This is a genomic window from Bradyrhizobium sp. CCGB20, from assembly GCF_024199855.1.
GTDB lineage: Bacteria > Pseudomonadota > Alphaproteobacteria > Rhizobiales > Xanthobacteraceae > Bradyrhizobium.
Window position 1 is genome coordinate 2525788 of sequence record NZ_JANADN010000001.1, and the last position, 17491, is coordinate 2543278.

Below are 17491 nucleotides of genomic sequence, written 5' to 3' on the forward strand. Positions count from 1 at the left end.
ACAAGCTGACCAGATCGGCAAATTGCCAAAGGATGGCACGGAACTTTGTCGAACTCGCCAACGACTCTGCAGTGCAGTCACTCATGAGGGGCGGCGCCAGCCGATGCAGTAAGGCCACTTCGGTCCGGCGGCTTCGTTCAACGCCAGCGCTTTGGCTTTGGCCCGATCGCCCGATGATGTGGGTCAACAGCTGGAGGGCAAACGGGTCATCGGGCAATCGTTCCTAACTGCATTTAAAGCCCGCCAGCTGCCGCACTTCCCCGCCGTAGCAACCAGTTCGACTGTCAATTGTTGTCGCCAGCACAACCACTTGGAGGAAACAAGGCATGTCACGTCTAACTTTGCTGGCGGCAACGTTGTTGCTGCTCGCATCTGCGGCCGCGCAGTCGCAGCCCGCGCAAAGCGGTCCTGGCAACAACGCCGTGAACAGCTCCGAAAAGAACAATTCAAACGCGCCAGTCTCGGGCCGCAACAGCTTCACCGAGGGCCAAGCGAAATCGCGGATCGAGGAGGCAGGATATTCCAACGTCTCCGGCCTGCAGAAGGACAATGAAGGCGTCTGGCGCGGCAAGGCCGACAAGGCGGGCACCAAGACCGACGTCAGCGTCGACTTCCAGGGCAACGTCAATCCCACAAAATAAGGAGCAGATCGCATGACGACCACCATCTCTCGGCTCTACGACAATTATTCCGATGCAGAGCGGGCCGTCACTCGGCTCGAGAGCGCCGGTGTGCCGCACTCCGACATCAGCATCGTCGCCAACAATTCTGACAGCTGGTACGGCTCGCAGAGGGGCACAGTCGACCGTGACCGCGACGGCGTCGACGATCGCGCCGAAGGGGCCGGCGCGGGTGCCGGCATTGGCGCCGGCCTCGGCGGCGCGGCAGGCCTTCTCGCCGGCCTCGGCCTGTTGGCCATTCCCGGTCTCGGGCCGGTCGTGGCTGCGGGATGGCTCGCGTCGACGGCCGCCGGCGCGGCCGCAGGTGCGGCCACAGGCGGCATCGTCGGCGCGCTCACCCAAGCCGGCGTCTCCAGGGAAGACGCATCTCGCTATGCGGAAGGGGTTCGCCGTGGCGGCACCCTCGTGTCCGCGAAGGTGCCTGACAACGATCGCACACGCTTCGATGCGCTTCTCCATGAGAGGTCTGTCAACCTTCAGGAGCGCAGCTCCGCTTGGCAAAAGGCTGGCTGGACCGACTTCGATGCCGCAAGCCCGCCATTGTCTCCCGAGGACATCGGCCGCGAGCGCGAGCTTTACGGCGCGGGAGGGAGGCGATAGGTCTCGTCCGCCTCACAAGGGCCCCGCACTGCGGGGCCTTTTTTGATAGCAAACCGGTACACTTGGCAGGGGCCTCGGCGAACCCAAGCGAGATGACGTCAACTTCTGGCCCGAAGCGGAACAGCCGTTAAGTAGTTGTCACGTTGCCAATAGAAGCAAACAGATCGTCGGTCCATGCTCAGCCTCTTGCCGCTCCTGTCCCTGAGTGGGCTTTTACCAGGTGCATCGGGAACGTGATATGGTCGGTGCCAAGCAGGAGATCAAATGAGCATTGTAAAACTTCATCTGGCGGAGCAAGAAGAGCGTCTGGTTTTAATCGAGGAAATTTGCATCGATAAGGGAGCGCTTGTCCTGGATACGGCCACAGACGAAGTCTACTTTTCTGCAGACGAGGCGGCCTACAAGAGCGCCTACGTCACGGCGTTTCAGGCCTGGACCAAGGGCACGATCAAGGGCAACAGCGGAACAGATATTCGAGGCTACGAAATCCATTCTTGAGTACTAGAGGCAGCCGCTAGAGCCGAAAACGTCGAGGTAATAACATGTCATATGCCTATAAGCTAAATGAAGAGGTTCGCCACCAACCTCAAGGCCCACAAGGACGTGCTGCAACTGAACCGCAGATGATCTACACGATCGTACAGCACATGCGATCGAGTCCGATGGACGAGTAAGATACCGTATCAAGTGCAAGTCCGAGAACATCGAGCGGATCGTTACGGAAGATCAGCTTTCGTATTTTCAGTGAGTTCTCGTGTCCTTCGCAAGCGTCCATCAGCATTCCGCAGTTTGGGAGGCAGCTAGGAGGAGAAGTGTCAGACCGGCGGGAGCTCTATCGGAGCCCAAATGGCGACACGTGGTTCATCGCACGCGAGCCTGCTAACGGTTACGCTTTTATCTTTCACCAGCCCAATGCGCCCTCTGGTGGCCGGCTATCTCACATCGAGTTGGGCGAGTTATTGCGTGATGGGAAGGGACCCGAACAGCAAGCATTGTTGCGACTGATCGGAACCCTGCTCGAGATACCGCCGTTTGCGTAGGAGCCTTACACCCATCGACCATCACGGCACTACTTTATAGCGCAAAAGGCCTTTGAAATCGGGTTGAAAAATTCTTTCTTTGTATGCCGACAAGTCGGACTTCGGGTCGCGAGAGCTTTCCGCTAGGGGCGGTTGTTGGCATTACGAGCAATCCGGCTGGCGTGTCATTACGCGTGAGTGCTTGGGGTCACTTGCGAACATCGCTGCCACTAGCACCCAAATGCCCACACCGGCGAGTTACGGAAACCGGGAGAGCCCCTCAGGGAGTGGCGCCTACCTGGGTGCCCCGGGCCGGTCAGGAAGGACATTATGGCGCCAACGGCCCCGGATCGATTAATCGGGCTCCGGTTGCGACTAATAGAAACATCGCCTGATAGCTGCGATATCTCGCGGCCATTCGCGTCCTTTCACGGCCCTTATCCAGGACATTGCCAGACTGGTCGCAAACTCGCCATTCCCAACCACGACGATTGCGATCGATCAACATAATCTCCAGCATTGAAGCTAAGCTACCCTGTATGCTGCACCGGCGGTGGACTGTCGAGATTCAAGGAAAATGGGAAAGTCGTCGTCGATAGCGCATCAATAGCGATTTGCTCCTCCGAGAGTCGCTTAATCAAGAACGCGCGCTCGAGATCTGAGAGCCGATGCTCAGCAGGCGGCGGTAGCGGTGGAGCGGTAGCGGTGGAGATTTGTCGTGATGGAAGCGAAGCCGCGCCAGTTTTTCGTCCATCATCATCTGACCTCCGAAACTACGCCGCCGCAGCCGCACGTTCGGTCGAGCGGAGACGGTAAAGCTTTCCGCCGGGTGGCGTCCGGGGGCCACCGTCCAAGGCGCACACGCGTCCAAGATCTCGTCGATTGACACCGGCTTCTCGAGGCCGGCAGCGGCGCGCAAGGACGGGCAAAAAGCGATCGCGGACGCGTCGGACGCCCATGATGCCAGGATTGCGCGCTTCTCGGCCAACGTCAGGGCCGGATGATCCAGCACGTCTCTCGGTGCTTCAAACACCGTGCCGGGATGAAGAAGAGCGTTGAAGTCGAAAACATTGTCGTCAGCGGTCGTCGGCCGCATGGTCTTCTCCTTTTCATTGACGAATGGGTGGGAGCCGCACGATTTGTCGCACGGCTCCAAGGGCGCCAGCGCTATGCGGCAGCTTTGGCTTCCAGCCTACGCATGTTGCCGGCCGAGACATCGCCGATCGCAATCCGGCGGGGCTTCATGGCTTCCGGGATCTCGCGAACGAGTTCGATGGTCAGCAAGCCGTTGTCGAACGCGGCGCCTTTCACCTGGACATATTCTGCGAGGTTGAACTGCCGCTTGAAACTGCGGGTCGAGATACCGCGATAGAGGAAATCACGCTCAGTCTTGTCGGATTTGCTGCCTTCGACCGTCACCACGTTCTGCTCGGCGGTGATGACGATGTCGTCGGGCGAGAAACCCGCCACCGCGAGCGAGATCTGATAGCGATCATCCACCAGCCGTTCGATGTTGTAAGGCGGGTAATTGTCCTCGCTGGCCCGCTGAGCGGTTTCTGCGAGGTCGAAAAGGCGGTCGAAACCAACGGTCGAGCGCCAGAGCGGGGCGAAATCGTAGGTGCGCATAGCAAATCCTCCTAAGAGCAAGATGTCTACGAGCCGACCCGGACACAATCGGTGCCCGATTCTTGGCCCGGGCCCCATCAGGCGCCCGGATGCCATCGTCTGATGGCGACAAAAAAATTAGCAAAGCCGGCTTTGGTTTCAAGAGGGGTTGAAAAAATCTTGCCACCGATCACCGCCGTTACAGGTCCTCGCGCAACCCCTTGAAGAAAGGATGCCGTACTTTCCCCTCGGCCGACTTAGCGCGGTACTCTATCTCGGCAAGCAGCTTCGGCTCGACCCATATGCCTTTGAGTGCGATCCGCTTGGCGTAGGGCTGTGTCTTTCGGACGAGCGGTTGAAGCTTCTTACGCAACTCGGCGGCTGACGTTTTGTCGAAGCCGTGGTCGACCTTGCCGGCATAAACCAGGTCCTCGCCCTTGCGCCTACCGAGATATATGCAGTCCCATTTGCCCTCATCGAGGGCGAAGCCGGCGATGGTGAGCGTCTCGCGCTGGGAGCATGTTTTCTTGACCCAATTATTGCTGCGGCCGACCGGGTAGACGCTGTCGCGCACCTTGGAGACGACGCCTTCCAGCCCGACTTTGCAGGCATGGGCGAACATCTCGCCCCCGTCGATCTCAAAACTCTCGCTAAATTGGACGTCGCTGCCGGCGATAATCTTCTTCAGCGCGGCCTTGCGCTGGAGCAGGGGGACTTTCCGTAGATCCCGGCCGTTGAGGTAGAGCAGGTCGAAGGCGACGAGTACGATCTTGGTCGAGCGGCCCTTTAGCTCGTTCTGCAGGACGGAGAAATCGGTGCTGCCATCGGCGGCCGGTACCACGACTTCGCCGTCGATGATGGCCGAGCTCGCCTTAATGTGCCAGGCGTCGTCGGCGACCTTCTTGAAGCGTTTGGTCCAGTCGTGCCCCCGGCGGGTGAATACGGTGACGGCTTCGTTAGCGAGATGCACCTGGACGCGATACCCGTCGAACTTGATCTCATGAAACCAGCGCTCGCCGGATGGCACGCGATCGATCGAGGCTGCCAGGGCCGGCGCGATGAAGCCGGGAAAGGGCGCCTTGATGCCCAGCGTTTCGTGCTTTTTCCGTTGAAATGCCACGGCTAGACCAAGCGCGAGCTGTATTGCCGCGTGTCTTGGGCAGCGTAGCGATCGACGAATTCCTGGAGATTCGAAGGAATGTCGGTGAGCTGCAGATTGCACTGATGCTGGATCTCGCGAGCAACGTCCTCGGAAACGTCTTCTGACCAGCGCTCCGACGTGTTGAAGGCAACCCTGCTCGGCCGTCGATACTCGCCGGCGAGAAGATCTTGAAGGACCGTCTCGAGGTCTGCCGATTCCATGTCGGTTTCGCGCCAAGCGCTCCCTGCGCGCCCGAAGTCGTCCGCCACCAGATAGATGTCGCGGTCGAGGCGGTCGGCCGGCACGATTGAGGGCGAGGAACGCATAGGCTACTCCGATACAGCAACGGCGGAGAGACGGCCCCGGCTCGCAGAGGCTTGGGGTTAAGGCCGGGGCCGCTCCGTCAGCTCTGCAGGGAGCTGGCGACGATTCAACTGTCCGCGCGCCGCTGTCGTTCCTTTGGCGCGACTGGGAGGCCTTGGCGGTATGGGGATCGTCAGGCGCCGCGAGCCTAGGAAAAACTGGCAATCTGTTCTGTTCACTCGTGAACATTGGCTATAGAGTTCGGTTGGCGGGACTGGAGTAGCTGCAATGAAAGATATGCGGGCTCAGTTGGAAAAGCTCCGCACGGATGCGGCCGAGTGTGCGCTGATCCGAGATCTGGCAAGCGATCCAAAGAAGCGAGAACTATTTACCCGGCTGGCAGATCATCTGAGCGTGCTTGCTGCCGAGGTCGAGCATGCGATTGCGGAAGGTATGAAGCGCAGCGACGGGTAACACCACTGGCAGTAGCTCGCGCGCGCATCCCGCCGCTAGGAATCGATAATTTGACTCTGCCTTGCGCCGCGTTTCGATGTCGGCATGCCTCGCCCTGTCCGCCGCCATACGCCCACGCACCCCGACGGCCGGCCGATGAAGATCACGTTCGGCGAGATGCGCGAGATGGGCCTGCGCGGCGTCCTGGTCTATTGCCACTGTGGCCATCACGTCGCCCTGGACGCTGACTGCTGGCACGACAGCGTCGGGCTCTCGGATCTTGAGCCGCGGTTCGTCTGCCGGGTTTGCGGTAATCGCGGCGCCGAGATTCGGCCAGACTTCGAGCGGGGCAACCAGCGGCTTGCAATCAATGGCTCTCGAAACGCCCGATAGCCGCGCCAAAGACAAGGCCCCAGCCAGGGGGGCGGCTGGGCCTCTCGACCGTCCGGCACGCAGGGGGGAGCATGGGTGCCGAAGCAGAGCACCAATCCAGACGCTTGCCACTTGTTCCTAAGGAAGAGGCTGAGGCGCCTTGCGAGAACCGGCCCATCGCCAAACGCGCGTCCGGACGATGGGCCGTCCCGGGTGGATGTCGCGAAGCTGGAGTCTGGAGTGATCCAGGTATCGCGCCACAGACCGAAATCTTAATCCTCTCCGCTGGAGACTCGTTCCTTGTGCCAGCAGAGGCGGGCTACGTTTTGGAACATCAGCAAGTCGTGCGCATAATGCGTTATGGCAAGTGTGTCGGAAATCCACCTGGTACGGGTCACGACCGACGACCGGGAGCATAAGCTTTGGGTTGTGGCGGCCCCTCGCGACGAAGCGGTTGAGGCGGTCTTGGATATCATTCCGGAAGGATGGAGTGCGGCCCTGCTCGACAATCAGTTGAGCAAGCAGGAGGCGGAGGCCCTGAACCTCCGGCCGGGTGACGTTCGCGAGATCACGTCGCAATCAAATTAGCAAAGAGGCCGCCAATTGAGGGGGGCCTTAAAGCGCGAACAAGGCTACGGCAGTTAGCACAACCGGCAAAGTGCCCAACACAATCACAGCGATCTTGTACGCGACATCTAGACCCATGGTTGATTATAACATCGGTTGGTGCCGTTGTGATGTGCAGCTTGTGCCAAACCGCCAGCGGAGGCCTTACTTCGGGGGACGTAGCTCACCCTTGAGCCAACCAGCCACCCGTTCATTTTTTAAGGGGTCGGGTTTGAACGTTCCGATCTTGCGACCGAATTGCCACAGTTCGATAACTCGATCATCTGCTAGTACTTTAGCCCGCTCTTTTGCGGCGTCATCGTTTGCACACATCAAGTCGAGGCGCAGGCTAATGTTGCCATCTTCGCCGATCGCGTACACCCGATACTCTGGCATCTGGCGGCCCTCAGCCGCAGTCGATGGAACCCATTAAGCGCTCAAAGCCGTGCTAAGGCAAGAAAGTTCCGCTAGGTTCCTCTGGGGCCGTGGCGAAATTCAACTTCGGCCACTGACGGAAACAGGCCAGGGTGAGCCGACGGGGGTGTCACACACCTGTGGCACGGCCATTGCAAAGTTGAAGCCAACTGGGATTTCAGAGCTCAGTTAGAGAATAAGACGCTGCCGGGACGTGTATTTCGAGCCCGGCAGCGTTCTAATTTGGGACCAGTGGGACACCCGCCGCCTCGGTCGGAGCGCGTTCGCGCCGGAGAGGCCCTCCTATCGCGCGAGAAGATCCTCGCCAGGCGGGAGCAGCTTCACATATGTGCCGCTCTCGTGAAGCATCAGCCAGCCGCGTTCGACGGCGTACCGAATCCCAGCGCCGAACTCGCTGCCGCTGGCCTTCAGCTTGAATAGGAATGGCGCGTTGATCCGCTCGATGTAGATGCGGCCGTCCTGCACCGGCTCGATACTGGCCGCGAGTTCGACGAGCTTTCGGGCAGCCAACTCCCGGTCCGCATAGGGTCGTCCTTCGGCGTGCTTCATGCGCAGCTTTCCATATTTGATCCAGTCTTCCTAACTCCAAATTTGGAGTTCTGCCTAATTCAGCTAGGGTTGCCATGCAACCAACGCGCATTGTTGTGCTTGTAGGCCCATGAAGGGTTCATTTGGTGCGGGTGATAACTGACAGCGGCGAGCGCCAGATCTGGCTTGCAGCGACGGAGCGCGACAACGCTGTCGACTACGTGCTCGATGCGATCCCCGAGGGCTGGAGGGCCAGCCTAGTCCAGCGGGAGTTGAGCGCCGAGGATGCGGCGGCCTTGCAAATGAAGCCAGGAGAAGTCCGCCAGCATCGACTGTCTTGATAGCCTTGCGGGTGCGCTAGGGTGTACTCATAAACCCGAATCAGCCTTGCGCGGAGGTAGGGCCCGTGTCCGTTTAGTCTTCAAGACCGGACATCGCCAGTTGGCACCAGCTAGTGACGATCGACAGGATGCACCAAAGGTAGGCTATTGGCCGGACAGCCCTTCATTATTTTTTCTTCAACGGCCCGAAATCCGGCTGCCGAGCGGCCTCCTTACGGCTTGGCGCCGCAGCGATCACCGTAGCCTTCTCTTTCTTCGGTTTATTGACTTCGCGATTGCCGCGTTGCTCTCCCTTGGCCATGTAAATCTCGTCTTGAGGCTTCGCTTGGGGTTTGAGTTCGTCTAGTTCGTCAGATTGCAGCACGCGGCCGCGCGGCGTGCAGACGCGCACGTCAATGTAACCGTCGCGCAGCAGTTTTCGCGCAAGCCGCAGCGCGAGGGTCGCGCTGCCGCGCCCGTGATTGGCGCAGCCGTATTCGTTCGTTCCAGAGACGAGGTAGAGCACGCGGATTGGCCTAGCCATGGAAGAGCGCCGCTGCAGCGACAAGCAGTAGAAGTAACAGCGGAACGATGACGGGCGGAACGACCCACTCCGAGGCTCGAAAACGCGGCATTGCATGCTCCTGCACGAGCACGACGAAGTCGTGCTTCAGTGACTGGTTTCTCGGCGGGAGCGCACGTGACCCTCAGTCACCGGTCGATGCCGTAGTGGAACATGCGGTGATGCGGATGACCTTATGCCTGCATCACGCCGATAGCGAGGACTAAAACGCCGCGCGCCCGGTGGCCTCGATAGTGCTGGCTATTGCCCTGCTTAAGGCGCATGGTCGTGATCGCCGGTGTCGGTTGAGGCCGTTCTCACAAGAAGGCAGGCGCACATGACCATCCGTTCGCGGCAGGAAACCGTCACATTCAAGCATCCGTTCCACATCCGCGGCATCGCGCGCAAATTGCCGGCAGGCCCCTACGAAGTCGTCACCGATGAGGAAATGATCGATGGGCTGTCGTTTGCGGTCTGGCGCCGTGTCGCCACCCTGATCACGGTGCCGTCGGAAGCCGTCCAGGGCGCGACGGAGGTGCGCTCGATTGGTTCGGTCGACCTCGCGGACGCCCGACGCGCCGATATGAACCACCGATGACCGATATTCCCGTCGATCTCGACAAGCACCGCGGCATGGCCGCTCAGAAGGCGACCGATTTGCGCCGCGCGCTGGCCGAGGTCGAGAACAATGTCAGGGAATTGCGCGAACGCGAGTCCGATCTCGAAAACCGCCTGATGACGGTGCCCGCCACCTCATGGCCTGAGGCGGCAGTGAAAGCGCGCTATCTGCTCAACCTTTACGTTGCAAGCCTACCCGCCGAGGACACGCGCCACCGCGCCCTGGTATCGGCACTGTTTGATGATTTCCTCCGGCTCGGCGGAGAGGGTTGTGGCGACTAATGCGTACTGGAGCAGGCTATGACATTGACCCGCGGCCGCTTTATCGGTCACGAGTATGACCGGATGATCGTACGGTTCTCGATGCACGACGGTGCCAAGGAGATTCCTTGTGCGATAACCACCTCTGCGATGGACTATTTGAGCGCCTCCCGCAAGTCAGGCCCGAGCAGCGAGAAGCCAAGTTCATCCGCCTGCCGGGCCGCATTGAAGCAAGCACGGCAATTAAATATCGCGCGACGGAGTTCGAAGGCACCCCGCCCGGCATCGTGCTGCGAGGCATCGATTTTAGGACTTAGGGGAGTAAGCGGTCGCGCTTAGGTATGCGGGCAGCCTTGCCGCCTAAGGGTCGCCTTGTCGGCTTCCAGCAATTCGATGGCGCACTGGATCATCGCCAGGCTTAGGGCGTCCATCCCAGATAATGTCAACACGCGAAGATTTTTGATCTCGTTGTTTATCAGCACTTTTTTCACTTGTGCATCCCGCGGTTTCGAGCGGGAGCAACAAGCTCTCGGTCACCGATCGTGCCCAGGGATTCGGAAAGGTGATTAAACCCAAAGTTGGTCTTCGAGCGGCGTTCCTGGAAATATGCAGAAAATACTCTCGACTGCTGGACGACCCCTCCAATGGCTTACTAGCTCAAAGCAAAAACTCCGCCCGCTTAAATCAAGCGCAGGCGGCGGCTTACCAGCCCCGGGAGGGTGAGAGTAAAATCCCGATAGAGGTTTGTCTCCAATTGGCAGGCTGAAGGTCAACACGTCGGACAAGAACGAGACCACAAAATTCAAGATGGCGGTCGTAAGCCCGGTGAGAACAGCCAATTGTTGATCTCCCCGGCGACGTCGATCTGCCGCGCCTTGCGCAAAAGTTCCGAACGACGGATGCCTGCGGGCATGCCCTTCGCCTGTAAGCGGAGATTGATCGCCTCTTGCGCCAGGCGGTATTCGAAGGTCATAGGTTGTACTGGAGAACGTCTAGCAACTTGCGTTCACATCACCGATAGATGCTAAGGGCCGCTCGGTGGTAGCAGACAGTGCGCCTTTATGTGCCGATAGCGAGCGCTTTGTTCGGATCTCGCTCGCTTCTTGGCCGCTGGTGTCGGCAATGTCGCCGCAAGGGCCGCGTCCGCGGCTTCTTTGGCCTCGCGCAGCTCGCGGAGCCGTCTCATGTTCTTGCGAACGTCGATCGCATGCTTTTCGACATCTGCGATTGCCCGCACGCCTTCTTCGGCAGCCAAGCGCTGACGATCAGCGCGAGCTATTGCTTCAGGTGAAAGTATGGCCGATTTTCTCGTGCTCATCATTCATCCGTTCAAAACCGGCAAACCCGCTCAATCCGGGGATCGAGCGGGCAGCATCGCCGCTCCAGTACATCCGTGAAACGGCGCTTCGAGATTAGGCCAGCGAGAGATTCTCTGCGCTGACCTTGCCCCGCATCTTGTCGGTCTTGAGCTCGTAATTGACCTTCTGGCCTTCGGCGAGACCCGAAAGACCAGCACGTTCAACCGCGCTGATGTGCACGAACACATCGCTGCTGCCGTCGTTCGGCTGGATGAATCCGAAGCCCTTTTGGCCGTTGAACCACTTCACTGTACCTGCCGTCATGTTTCTTCTCCAAAGCGCGCAAGCGCATGCCGCGCGACAATCACGCGGTCGTTTCAACTTCGTCGATGTCTTTGGAAAAGGAGCCCGCGGGCGCGTTCAACAAGGCACAGCGGCTGATCGAATACGCCCAATATACATATCTTTCGGTTTTTTGCAAGGCAGGCACCCACATTGTTCTCGGCGCATGGATTCAGGCAGTTCCGGAGAGGCCATCTGGGAACGAAAGGGCGTTATCGATTGACTTGGCCGAGCTGGGGTGTTCACCTCGCATCCACTGTGCCGCGCATCGCCGCGATGAGTCAACGCTCGTTCGAGACAGGCGAAGACTCCGCAGTCGCGCTCACTTTATCCCATTCGCAACGAACTCCCTGCGCATTTGGCTGCGTGTAGGATCGTCGTATTTCGCAGCCAGCAAGGAGTTTCAATTGCAGGTTCTTGTCCGCGACAACAATGTCGATCAAGCGCTGCGTGTTCTGAAGAAGAAGATGCAGCGCGAAGGCGTCTTTCGTGAAATGAAGCAGCGTCGCGCCTATGAGAAGCCTTCCGAAAGAAAGACGCGCGAAAGGGGCGAAGCCATTCGCAGGGCCCGCAAGCTCGCACGCAAGCAGGCAATCAGGGAAGGTTTGCTGCCAGCGCCGCCAAAAAAGAAACTTCCTGAGCGCAAGCCTCCCCTCCCGCAGACGTCCGCTACCGCTCGCTGAAGTGTCCAAACTCAAGCAAGCGACAGGCGTGCTGTCCCGATCGGAGCGCCAAAGGCAACAAGGCGCCCAGTGACGCGCTATAATTTCAGACATCTGGGACGATACGGGGCTCTATTCCGGCGAGGAGGGGATGGAGTTCCGAACTCAGCTCGAAGCCGAGCTGGAAGCGATCGAATCGCTGGCCAGTCTGGCGCGCGACGTTTGACCCAGGGATGAACTGAAAGACGTCGCCATTGAGGTGCAAATCGTTCTTAATCGAGTTTTCGAAGCAGCGCTATCTTCAGCAGGAGCAGAACGGGTCAAGAAAGCCGGCTGGCTGTGGCGTAGCCCTCTCGCGTGGATCCAACTCACTTCCGCTAGTGGGATGGTCCGGCCGTGCTCCCGCCCAGCCAGCGATGGAAGCTGGTAAGGGGCGCCAAAGACGAGGAGCACGTCATGTCCCAACAGATCAATGCTCGAACTGCCATTGTTGGTATCGATATCGGTAAAAACTCCTTCCACATTGTCGGTCAGGACACGCGCGGGGAGATTGTCCTGCGGCAAAAGTGGTCGCGGGGCCAGGTGGCAGCACGGTTCGCGAATATGCTGCCCTGCCTGATTGGCATGGAGGCCTGCGTCGGGGCGCATCATCTCAGTCGCAAGCTCCAAATACTTGGCCACGACGCCCGCCTGATGCCGGCGAAATACGTGCGCCACTATTCGAAGGGACAGAAGAATGACTTCCGAGATGCGGAAGCCATCGCCGAGGCGGTTCAACGCCCGACCATGAAGTTCGTCGCGACCAAGACCGACGATCAGCTCGACCTTCAGGCGCTGCACCGCGTCCGCGATCGATTGGTCGGTCAGCGTACCAGCGTCATCAATCAGATCTGTGCGTTCCTGCTGGAGCGGGGCATCGCCGTGCGGCAAGGCCTGCATGCCCTACGGTCCGAGTTGCCGGGTATCTTGGCGACACGCACCGATGTGCTCTCGCCTCGCATGTTGCGCATCATCGAGGGTCTGGCGGAAGATTGGCGCCGGCTGGATGAGCGTATCGAGGGACTATCGAGCGAGATCGAAACGCTGGCCCGTCAAGATCAGGCCTGCCAGCGATTAATGACGGTGCCTGGCATTGGCCCGATCATCTCGAGCGCAATGGTGGCCGCAATCGGCGCGGGAGACGTGTTCTCGAAAGGCCGCGACTTCGGCGCCTGGCTTGGACTGGTGCCGAAGCAGATATCGACTGGCGACCGCACGATCCTCGGCAGCATCTCAAGGCGCGGCAATCGCTACCTGCGTGCGCTGTTCGTGCAAGCCGCGTGGGTTGTGCTGGTCAAGGTCAAGTGCTGGGAGCGCTACGGCCTCAAATCTCGGATCGAAGCCGCCAAGAAACGATTGCACCACAATGTGCTGGCGATTGCGCTCGCCAACAAGCTCGCCCGGATCGCCTGGGCGGTCCTCAACAAGGAACGCGCCTTCGCGTGCGTCCAGACGGAGGAGACTTCGTCCCGACCTGCTTGATCCTCGCGCCGTGCTCCGGGGGGCCCTCAAGGCGCGGCCTGGCAGCAGGGAGCGCATGACGCCGGGGCAGCACGACGGCCGGCCCTTGACGGCCCCTTGCGCGCGGCGCGTCTGCGCGCGCAGGCCGGGACGAAGGAACGACCGCCAGGCACGAACAAAGGAACAGCGCGAACTGAGGAGCTATCGATGACGTAACCAACATCCTTTACCCGCCAAGGTCTGCGAGACGACGAGACGAAATGGAGGATCGGTCTTCCCGGCGCATGCGAACACTGGTGACCCGAATGGCCCGGTCGAGGCCTGTCCGCTAATCAGCTCGCACGCGCGCTGATATCCATGATGGCCCGGAGTACTGCGTTCCAAGCAGAGGCCGGATACATTGATGCAAGACCGCATCTGCTGATCGTCGAAATCTTCTTGCACCGCACGGCCGGACCATACATTGGGTCACAAGCCGCCGACCACGCTCAAGCTGGCAGACTTCCCCTTTGTGTTGGTAAGCGGACGTTTATGAATCGCGCACCTTGCCCGCCTCGGAGCCGACACGACGGAGGCGCAAAGGCTTCTAAACAACTTCTTCGCCACTCAGATGCAGCACATCCGGCCTCGCGAGCGCATCAAAAAAGAGCTGGAAGTGTAAGGCGGACTGGCACTGTCCGCATTAACCCCAATGTCCTAACTGGATTTGGAAACGGCCTAATTTGTAGCAACCCACGTGCCCCGGCGCGGTTTCCACCTCATGTCACCCAAGGTGGACGAATATCGTCGCAAAGCGCGAGAATCAGCTCTCGGCGCTAGGGTATCTTGACGCGCAGGGCAGCGAGCTAAGCCGAGGCGGCTTGCGGGTGTGCGTTCGATGAACGCGAAGCGAGAGCTTCAACTTCGAAGCTTCCACCATGACAGCACCTTCGCTCCGGCTCAGTTTAGCGGCAATCTGACCAACTGGCATCTTCCCCGCCAGGCTCTTGAGCTCGGAGATATCTTCTTCACTCCACCGCCGATGTGACTCGGGCATCTGCGATACTCCTCCTGCAATACCTCCCTGAAAACTCCTTAAAATGGACTTTAAGAAAGGTTCCGTGCGGAGGCATGCCACCGTAGCGCGTCACCCACGAGGGTGGGGCGCATGCTCTTTTTTTTTGAGTTACCAGCCAGCGTAAATTGGACGTCCCCATCCGCCATAGTACCGAGGACCGTAGTACCCGCCCCATGCGTAAGGCCGGTAAAAAATGCGGGGGCGGTAATAGCGGGGGCCATAATAGCCATACGGCGGGCCGTAGTAGCCTGGATAATAGCCTGACCCATAGTAGTAGGGAGATGCCGCAGCGGCGGCGCCAAAGGCCAGTGCTCCAGCGGCAAGGCCAAAGCCAATTCCTGGACCCCAGCCGCCATGCCATCCGCCATGCCACCGGGCTTCGGCCGGAGCGACAGCGGTGAGGGAGATCGCGCCGGCAGCCAAGGCTGCAAGTGCAATTTTTCGCATTCATACCTCCATGTTCGAGTAGGCCGACAAAGAAATGCAATGCGATGATGGCTCGTTCCTACGACTTTCGCCTGCGGCGGGTGGGAGCGCCGGTCGCGCTATAATCGCGCGAGCGCGAGCCGAGCGCGCAGCATGCCGCAGCGCAAGTTGAGGCGGGCTGCCGCTTTCCCAAGAGCCTTTCATTTACGGAACCGTGATTTCGATTGTCCCTTTTGAGTAGGGCGCGCTAAGCGTGTCCCAACAGGGGGCGTCACATGTCAGACAAGGCCCGCGAGTTCATCGATTTCTGGGCGGAGAACTGCATTCATGCGGTCGAGCAGTACCAGGCAGCGGGCGCGTCGCAGGATGTAGCAGAACTCACGCGTCGTCTCATCGAGGCTGCCAAGGGGCAGGGCATTTCGGAGGCCGACTTGCGGGCTGCGATTGGCGACATCGCCGCGTACATCGAGGAGCTTCTGAGAGCCGCGAACATGGCTGAAAGCGAAAGGCGGAAGACAACTTAAGCTTGGTCCAGCCTGTAAACATCCCCGGGCGCGAGGCGAAGCTCCTCAAAGGTCCGCTGTTGCGTTGGCGTCAGAGCCACATCCAACACTTCGGCCGTCCAGCCCTCAGGCACGGCTGCCAGCACCAAAGTCAGCGCCTGGCTTGGTTTGGCTAGCGCAACCCAAATTTGCGTTGTTGTGTCGTCACCTGTCGCTTGAACGACGGTAAATGAACTGCCGAACGACTCTGCCATTTCGTTCAATGCGGCAACTAGCGCACGGGTTTCTAATCTGAGCCGACTCGATCTCGCTTTGCCGGTCTTCCTTCCTGCATATTCTCCAGCGCGGTCGGCGGTTGTAAGCCCGGCGATGTCAGCCATTCATTGATGTGAGCGGCGGTATCGGCCTGGCGGGCTCGTCTAAGATATAGCTCGCGCTGGGTGCCGGGCGGCGATTGGGCTGCAGCCTCCCTGAACCGCGCAGCCTCCTCGGCCAATCTCTCTTCAAATGTTTTCGTATGCTTGGTTCGGTTGCGACGCTTGATCATGCGCTGCACCTTTCCGTCAGAGGAAGGCGGGAGCGCATTGTCGCGTTCTCATCACCGATGTTTGCCACATACCGCGCGGTGATGGCAATTAAACTAACCAGGGTCCTGGTTGCTTTCTATATCCTTTGTTAAGCCATTGATTTATTTTGAGAACTACTCAATTGTGCTAACTGCTCATTTTACTGCAACACAACATTACCGCGGCCCCCGCGCCCTGGCCCGCTCACGAAAGAGGGGCGGGCGCTCTACTTCCCGCCATTCATGGCGTCGGAGATCTGCCCAGCGATAAGATCCGCTGCCCGCTTGGCAGGATCGATCGCAACGTGCGAATAGCGCGCGGTGGTGGCGGCCTGAGTGTGTCCCAGCAGGCGGCCGATGATTGGTAGTCCGAGACCGGAGCCCGCGCCAATGGCGCCAAATGAATGCCTCAGGTCGTGTATGTGGACGTCCTCGATGCCGGCGTGCCTGCGGATCGCGCGCCATGGCCGGTTGAGATCGTGGCGTGGACGCTCGTCTTTCTGGCCGGCAGACTCGGAGGCAACCACATAGGCGCCAATCCGAGGTAGTGTATCTAATATGGTTATTGCGGGCGCGGACAGCACAACAGTCTTTCGTCCGGTTTTGCTGGTGGGCAAGAAGAGCAGCCCGCGACCTGCGTCATACTCGGACCAGCGGACGTGCAGGATTTCCCGTAGTCGACAGCCGGTGAAGAGCAATAGGCGGATTGCCGCTGCCGCATGCTGATCAATCTTGGTGAAACGGTTTTCCGTCTTCCGGGCGTGCTTCGACTGCTTGGTCTGGTCGACAACATGGGGGAGGCCAGTCGTTTCGGCTTCTCGGAGCGTATCACCCAAGCGTTGCAGTTCTTCCTCCGTGAGGTACCGTTCTCGCGGTTGCTCGTCGAACATCTTGATGCCTGCGGCGGGGTTTTTGATCGTCTCCGGAATGCTGCCGTGCTCGATCGCGTGGTTATAGGCGGCCTTGAGCGCGACAATCGCCCGGTTTGCCGTTACTGGCAGCGTCTTACCGATCGCTCGGTGAAGGTTGGCGACGTCGCCCTTGGCAATCGTTGTCGACTTTTTGTGTCCAATTGCCGGCCGGATGTGCTTGTCGAAATAGATCTTCAGCAAGTCGGTGCTAGACGCCTTGAGATGCGGCGTGGCGTGCTCTCTGATGTACGCATCGAGAATATCGTTGACGGTATCCGCGCGGCGGGCCTTGGCGCGCTCGGCCGCCGGATCGCCTCCCAGCTTGACTTCCGCGAGTAGCCTCTCCGCGGCCTCGCGGGCCTTCTCTGGGGATAGGGTAGACGGCGTTCCGATGACCATGCGGCGCTTTTGAACGCCCCTGCCGCCCTCGCCAGGGCGATACTCGACGATCCAGGACTGGGCGCCCGTGGGCATCGCCTTGATGCCAAACCCTTTAAGGTCAGAATCGTAAAAAATGGTTGGCTTGCTGACGGCCGGCAGGCTTGAGACCGATCGGCGGCCCAGCTTCAATATCGGCATCGCTTTCTCCCATGAGTAGCCACCGAGTAGCCACGGGATTATCTATTCAGCGGAACCGATTGGAAAGCAATGGAAATGAGAATACAGATTTTTCTGTACATTTTCAAGCAGTTATATATATGACGAAATCCAGCGGAAGCCTGCG

The 17491-nt window shown here is 59.5% G+C and carries 23 protein-coding genes and 2 pseudogenes; 12 read left to right on the forward strand and 13 right to left on the reverse strand.

What is annotated here, in order from left to right:
• The first annotated feature begins 326 nt into the window (after window positions 1-326).
• The 3 genes from NLM15_RS11615 to NLM15_RS11625 all read left to right on the forward strand — a co-directional run bounded on the left by NLM15_RS11615 (window position 327) and on the right by NLM15_RS11625 (window position 1778).
• Window positions 327-641 carry a hypothetical protein gene (locus tag NLM15_RS11615; RefSeq protein WP_254117085.1) on the forward strand — a complete coding sequence of 105 codons (315 nt, stop codon included), beginning with the start codon at window positions 327-329 and terminating at the stop codon, window positions 639-641.
• Window positions 642-653: 12 nt separating this feature from the next.
• The gene (locus NLM15_RS11620; protein WP_254117086.1) at window positions 654-1280 is read left to right on the forward strand and encodes a hypothetical protein; all 627 of its coding nucleotides are present in this window, start codon (window positions 654-656) and stop codon (window positions 1278-1280) included.
• Between the two features lie 264 nt (window positions 1281-1544).
• Entirely contained in the window at window positions 1545-1778 is a 234-nt protein-coding gene (locus tag NLM15_RS11625; protein WP_254117087.1) for a hypothetical protein, read from the forward strand.
• A 1158-nt stretch (window positions 1779-2936) separates the two neighbouring features.
• Here the strand turns inward: NLM15_RS11625 and NLM15_RS43485 are convergent.
• The 5 genes and pseudogenes from NLM15_RS43485 to NLM15_RS11645 form a co-directional block, all read right to left on the reverse strand.
• The gene (locus tag NLM15_RS43485) at window positions 2937-3059 is read right to left on the reverse strand and encodes a hypothetical protein (protein ID WP_256565426.1); all 123 of its coding nucleotides are present in this window, start codon (window positions 3057-3059) and stop codon (window positions 2937-2939) included.
• Between the two features lie 13 nt (window positions 3060-3072).
• Window positions 3073-3395, reverse strand: a pseudogene (locus NLM15_RS11630) (hypothetical protein).
• 71 nt (window positions 3396-3466) lie between these two features.
• Window positions 3467-3925: an Hsp20 family protein gene (locus tag NLM15_RS11635; protein WP_254117088.1), complete on the reverse strand. Its 459-nt coding sequence runs from the start codon at window positions 3923-3925 to the stop codon at window positions 3467-3469.
• Window positions 3926-4103: 178 nt separating this feature from the next.
• Window positions 4104-5024 (reverse strand): non-homologous end-joining DNA ligase, encoded by a 921-nt coding sequence (gene ligD / locus NLM15_RS11640; protein ID WP_254124213.1) that lies wholly within the window; start codon window positions 5022-5024, stop codon window positions 4104-4106.
• A 2-nt stretch (window positions 5025-5026) separates the two neighbouring features.
• On the reverse strand, window positions 5027-5371 hold the full coding sequence (locus NLM15_RS11645; protein ID WP_254117089.1) for a hypothetical protein: 345 nt from the start codon (window positions 5369-5371) through the stop codon (window positions 5027-5029).
• A 265-nt stretch (window positions 5372-5636) separates the two neighbouring features.
• Here NLM15_RS11645 and NLM15_RS11650 point away from each other — a divergent pair, with 265 nt between their 5' ends.
• The 3 genes from NLM15_RS11650 (at window position 5637) to NLM15_RS11660 (ending at window position 6761) form a co-directional block, all read left to right on the forward strand.
• Window positions 5637-5822, forward strand: coding sequence for a hypothetical protein (locus NLM15_RS11650; RefSeq protein ID WP_254117090.1), 186 nt, complete (start codon window positions 5637-5639; stop codon window positions 5820-5822).
• 84 nt (window positions 5823-5906) lie between these two features.
• Window positions 5907-6194, forward strand: a complete 288-nt coding sequence (locus NLM15_RS11655) for a hypothetical protein (protein ID WP_254117091.1) — start codon at window positions 5907-5909, stop codon at window positions 6192-6194.
• A 339-nt stretch (window positions 6195-6533) separates the two neighbouring features.
• Complete coding sequence (locus tag NLM15_RS11660; protein ID WP_254117092.1) at window positions 6534-6761, forward strand: hypothetical protein; 228 nt, start codon at window positions 6534-6536, stop codon at window positions 6759-6761.
• A gap of 183 nt (window positions 6762-6944) precedes the next feature.
• Here NLM15_RS11660 and NLM15_RS11665 read toward each other — a convergent pair whose 3' ends face one another.
• From NLM15_RS11665 to NLM15_RS11675, 3 genes are all read right to left on the reverse strand, one after another.
• On the reverse strand, window positions 6945-7160 hold the full coding sequence (locus tag NLM15_RS11665) for a hypothetical protein (RefSeq protein ID WP_254117093.1): 216 nt from the start codon (window positions 7158-7160) through the stop codon (window positions 6945-6947).
• Between the two features lie 336 nt (window positions 7161-7496).
• A complete protein-coding gene (locus NLM15_RS11670; RefSeq protein ID WP_254117094.1) occupies window positions 7497-7763 on the reverse strand; it encodes a hypothetical protein in 267 nt (88 codons plus the stop codon).
• A 486-nt stretch (window positions 7764-8249) separates the two neighbouring features.
• Complete coding sequence (locus tag NLM15_RS11675; RefSeq protein ID WP_254117095.1) at window positions 8250-8588, reverse strand: hypothetical protein; 339 nt, start codon at window positions 8586-8588, stop codon at window positions 8250-8252.
• A 373-nt stretch (window positions 8589-8961) separates the two neighbouring features.
• Between NLM15_RS11675 and NLM15_RS11680 the strand changes: the two genes are divergently transcribed.
• The 3 genes and pseudogenes from NLM15_RS11680 (at window position 8962) to NLM15_RS11690 (ending at window position 9820) form a co-directional block, all read left to right on the forward strand.
• On the forward strand, window positions 8962-9222 hold the full coding sequence (locus NLM15_RS11680) for a hypothetical protein (protein ID WP_254117096.1): 261 nt from the start codon (window positions 8962-8964) through the stop codon (window positions 9220-9222).
• Window positions 9219-9524: a hypothetical protein gene (locus tag NLM15_RS11685; protein WP_254117097.1), complete on the forward strand. Its 306-nt coding sequence runs from the start codon at window positions 9219-9221 to the stop codon at window positions 9522-9524. The genes NLM15_RS11680 and NLM15_RS11685 overlap by 4 nt, the downstream gene beginning before the upstream one ends.
• 18 nt (window positions 9525-9542) lie before the next feature.
• Window positions 9543-9820: pseudogene (locus NLM15_RS11690) on the forward strand (DUF1488 family protein).
• An 18-nt stretch (window positions 9821-9838) separates the two neighbouring features.
• On the opposite strand, the gene NLM15_RS11695 reads toward NLM15_RS11690, so the two are convergent.
• From NLM15_RS11695 to NLM15_RS11710, 3 genes are all read right to left on the reverse strand, one after another.
• On the reverse strand, window positions 9839-9994 hold the full coding sequence (locus NLM15_RS11695; RefSeq protein WP_254117098.1) for a hypothetical protein: 156 nt from the start codon (window positions 9992-9994) through the stop codon (window positions 9839-9841).
• A 311-nt stretch (window positions 9995-10305) separates the two neighbouring features.
• Entirely contained in the window at window positions 10306-10476 is a 171-nt protein-coding gene (locus NLM15_RS11700) for a hypothetical protein (RefSeq protein ID WP_254117099.1), read from the reverse strand.
• Window positions 10477-10915: 439 nt separating this feature from the next.
• Window positions 10916-11125, reverse strand: a complete 210-nt coding sequence (locus NLM15_RS11710; RefSeq protein ID WP_254117100.1) for a cold-shock protein — start codon at window positions 11123-11125, stop codon at window positions 10916-10918.
• 425 nt (window positions 11126-11550) lie between these two features.
• Here NLM15_RS11710 and rpsU point away from each other — a divergent pair, with 425 nt between their 5' ends.
• The 3 genes from rpsU (at window position 11551) to NLM15_RS11725 (ending at window position 15312) form a co-directional block, all read left to right on the forward strand.
• Window positions 11551-11826 (forward strand): 30S ribosomal protein S21, encoded by a 276-nt coding sequence (gene rpsU / locus NLM15_RS11715; RefSeq protein WP_254124215.1) that lies wholly within the window; start codon window positions 11551-11553, stop codon window positions 11824-11826.
• 435 nt (window positions 11827-12261) lie between these two features.
• Window positions 12262-13326, forward strand: a complete 1065-nt coding sequence (locus NLM15_RS11720; RefSeq protein WP_254117101.1) for an IS110 family transposase — start codon at window positions 12262-12264, stop codon at window positions 13324-13326.
• Between the two features lie 1737 nt (window positions 13327-15063).
• Entirely contained in the window at window positions 15064-15312 is a 249-nt protein-coding gene (locus tag NLM15_RS11725; RefSeq protein WP_254117102.1) for a hypothetical protein, read from the forward strand.
• Here the strand turns inward: NLM15_RS11725 and NLM15_RS11730 are convergent.
• Window positions 15309-15671, reverse strand: a complete 363-nt coding sequence (locus NLM15_RS11730) for a hypothetical protein (protein ID WP_254124748.1) — start codon at window positions 15669-15671, stop codon at window positions 15309-15311. The two genes, NLM15_RS11725 and NLM15_RS11730, sit on opposite strands and share 4 nt — an antisense overlap.
• A gap of 412 nt (window positions 15672-16083) precedes the next feature.
• Window positions 16084-17346 (reverse strand): site-specific integrase, encoded by a 1263-nt coding sequence (locus NLM15_RS11740; protein ID WP_254117104.1) that lies wholly within the window; start codon window positions 17344-17346, stop codon window positions 16084-16086.
• Window positions 17347-17491: the final 145 nt, after the last annotated feature.

What these genes read in the sequence shown, in the direction of transcription:
- NLM15_RS43485 (WP_256565426.1), bottom strand. Translation starts at nt 3,059, where the DNA reads ATGATGATGGACGAAAAACTGGCGCGGCTTCGCTTCCATCACGACAAA.
- NLM15_RS11685 (WP_254117097.1), top strand. Translation starts at nt 9,219, where the DNA reads ATGACCGATATTCCCGTCGATCTCGACAAGCACCGCGGCATGGCCGCT.
- NLM15_RS11740 (WP_254117104.1), bottom strand. Translation starts at nt 17,346, where the DNA reads ATGCCGATATTGAAGCTGGGCCGCCGATCGGTCTCAAGCCTGCCGGCC.
- NLM15_RS11725 (WP_254117102.1), top strand. Translation starts at nt 15,064, where the DNA reads ATGTCAGACAAGGCCCGCGAGTTCATCGATTTCTGGGCGGAGAACTGC.
- NLM15_RS11645 (WP_254117089.1), bottom strand. Translation starts at nt 5,371, where the DNA reads ATGCGTTCCTCGCCCTCAATCGTGCCGGCCGACCGCCTCGACCGCGAC.
- NLM15_RS11625 (WP_254117087.1), top strand. Translation starts at nt 1,545, where the DNA reads ATGAGCATTGTAAAACTTCATCTGGCGGAGCAAGAAGAGCGTCTGGTT.
- NLM15_RS11720 (WP_254117101.1), top strand. Translation starts at nt 12,262, where the DNA reads ATGTCCCAACAGATCAATGCTCGAACTGCCATTGTTGGTATCGATATC.
- NLM15_RS11635 (WP_254117088.1), bottom strand. Translation starts at nt 3,925, where the DNA reads ATGCGCACCTACGATTTCGCCCCGCTCTGGCGCTCGACCGTTGGTTTC.
- NLM15_RS11615 (WP_254117085.1), top strand. Translation starts at nt 327, where the DNA reads ATGTCACGTCTAACTTTGCTGGCGGCAACGTTGTTGCTGCTCGCATCT.
- NLM15_RS11660 (WP_254117092.1), top strand. Translation starts at nt 6,534, where the DNA reads ATGGCAAGTGTGTCGGAAATCCACCTGGTACGGGTCACGACCGACGAC.
- NLM15_RS11710 (WP_254117100.1), bottom strand. Translation starts at nt 11,125, where the DNA reads ATGACGGCAGGTACAGTGAAGTGGTTCAACGGCCAAAAGGGCTTCGGA.
- NLM15_RS11670 (WP_254117094.1), bottom strand. Translation starts at nt 7,763, where the DNA reads ATGAAGCACGCCGAAGGACGACCCTATGCGGACCGGGAGTTGGCTGCC.
- NLM15_RS11700 (WP_254117099.1), bottom strand. Translation starts at nt 10,476, where the DNA reads ATGACCTTCGAATACCGCCTGGCGCAAGAGGCGATCAATCTCCGCTTA.
- NLM15_RS11620 (WP_254117086.1), top strand. Translation starts at nt 654, where the DNA reads ATGACGACCACCATCTCTCGGCTCTACGACAATTATTCCGATGCAGAG.
- NLM15_RS11655 (WP_254117091.1), top strand. Translation starts at nt 5,907, where the DNA reads ATGCCTCGCCCTGTCCGCCGCCATACGCCCACGCACCCCGACGGCCGG.
- NLM15_RS11730 (WP_254124748.1), bottom strand. Translation starts at nt 15,671, where the DNA reads ATGGCTGACATCGCCGGGCTTACAACCGCCGACCGCGCTGGAGAATAT.
- NLM15_RS11650 (WP_254117090.1), top strand. Translation starts at nt 5,637, where the DNA reads ATGAAAGATATGCGGGCTCAGTTGGAAAAGCTCCGCACGGATGCGGCC.
- NLM15_RS11680 (WP_254117096.1), top strand. Translation starts at nt 8,962, where the DNA reads ATGACCATCCGTTCGCGGCAGGAAACCGTCACATTCAAGCATCCGTTC.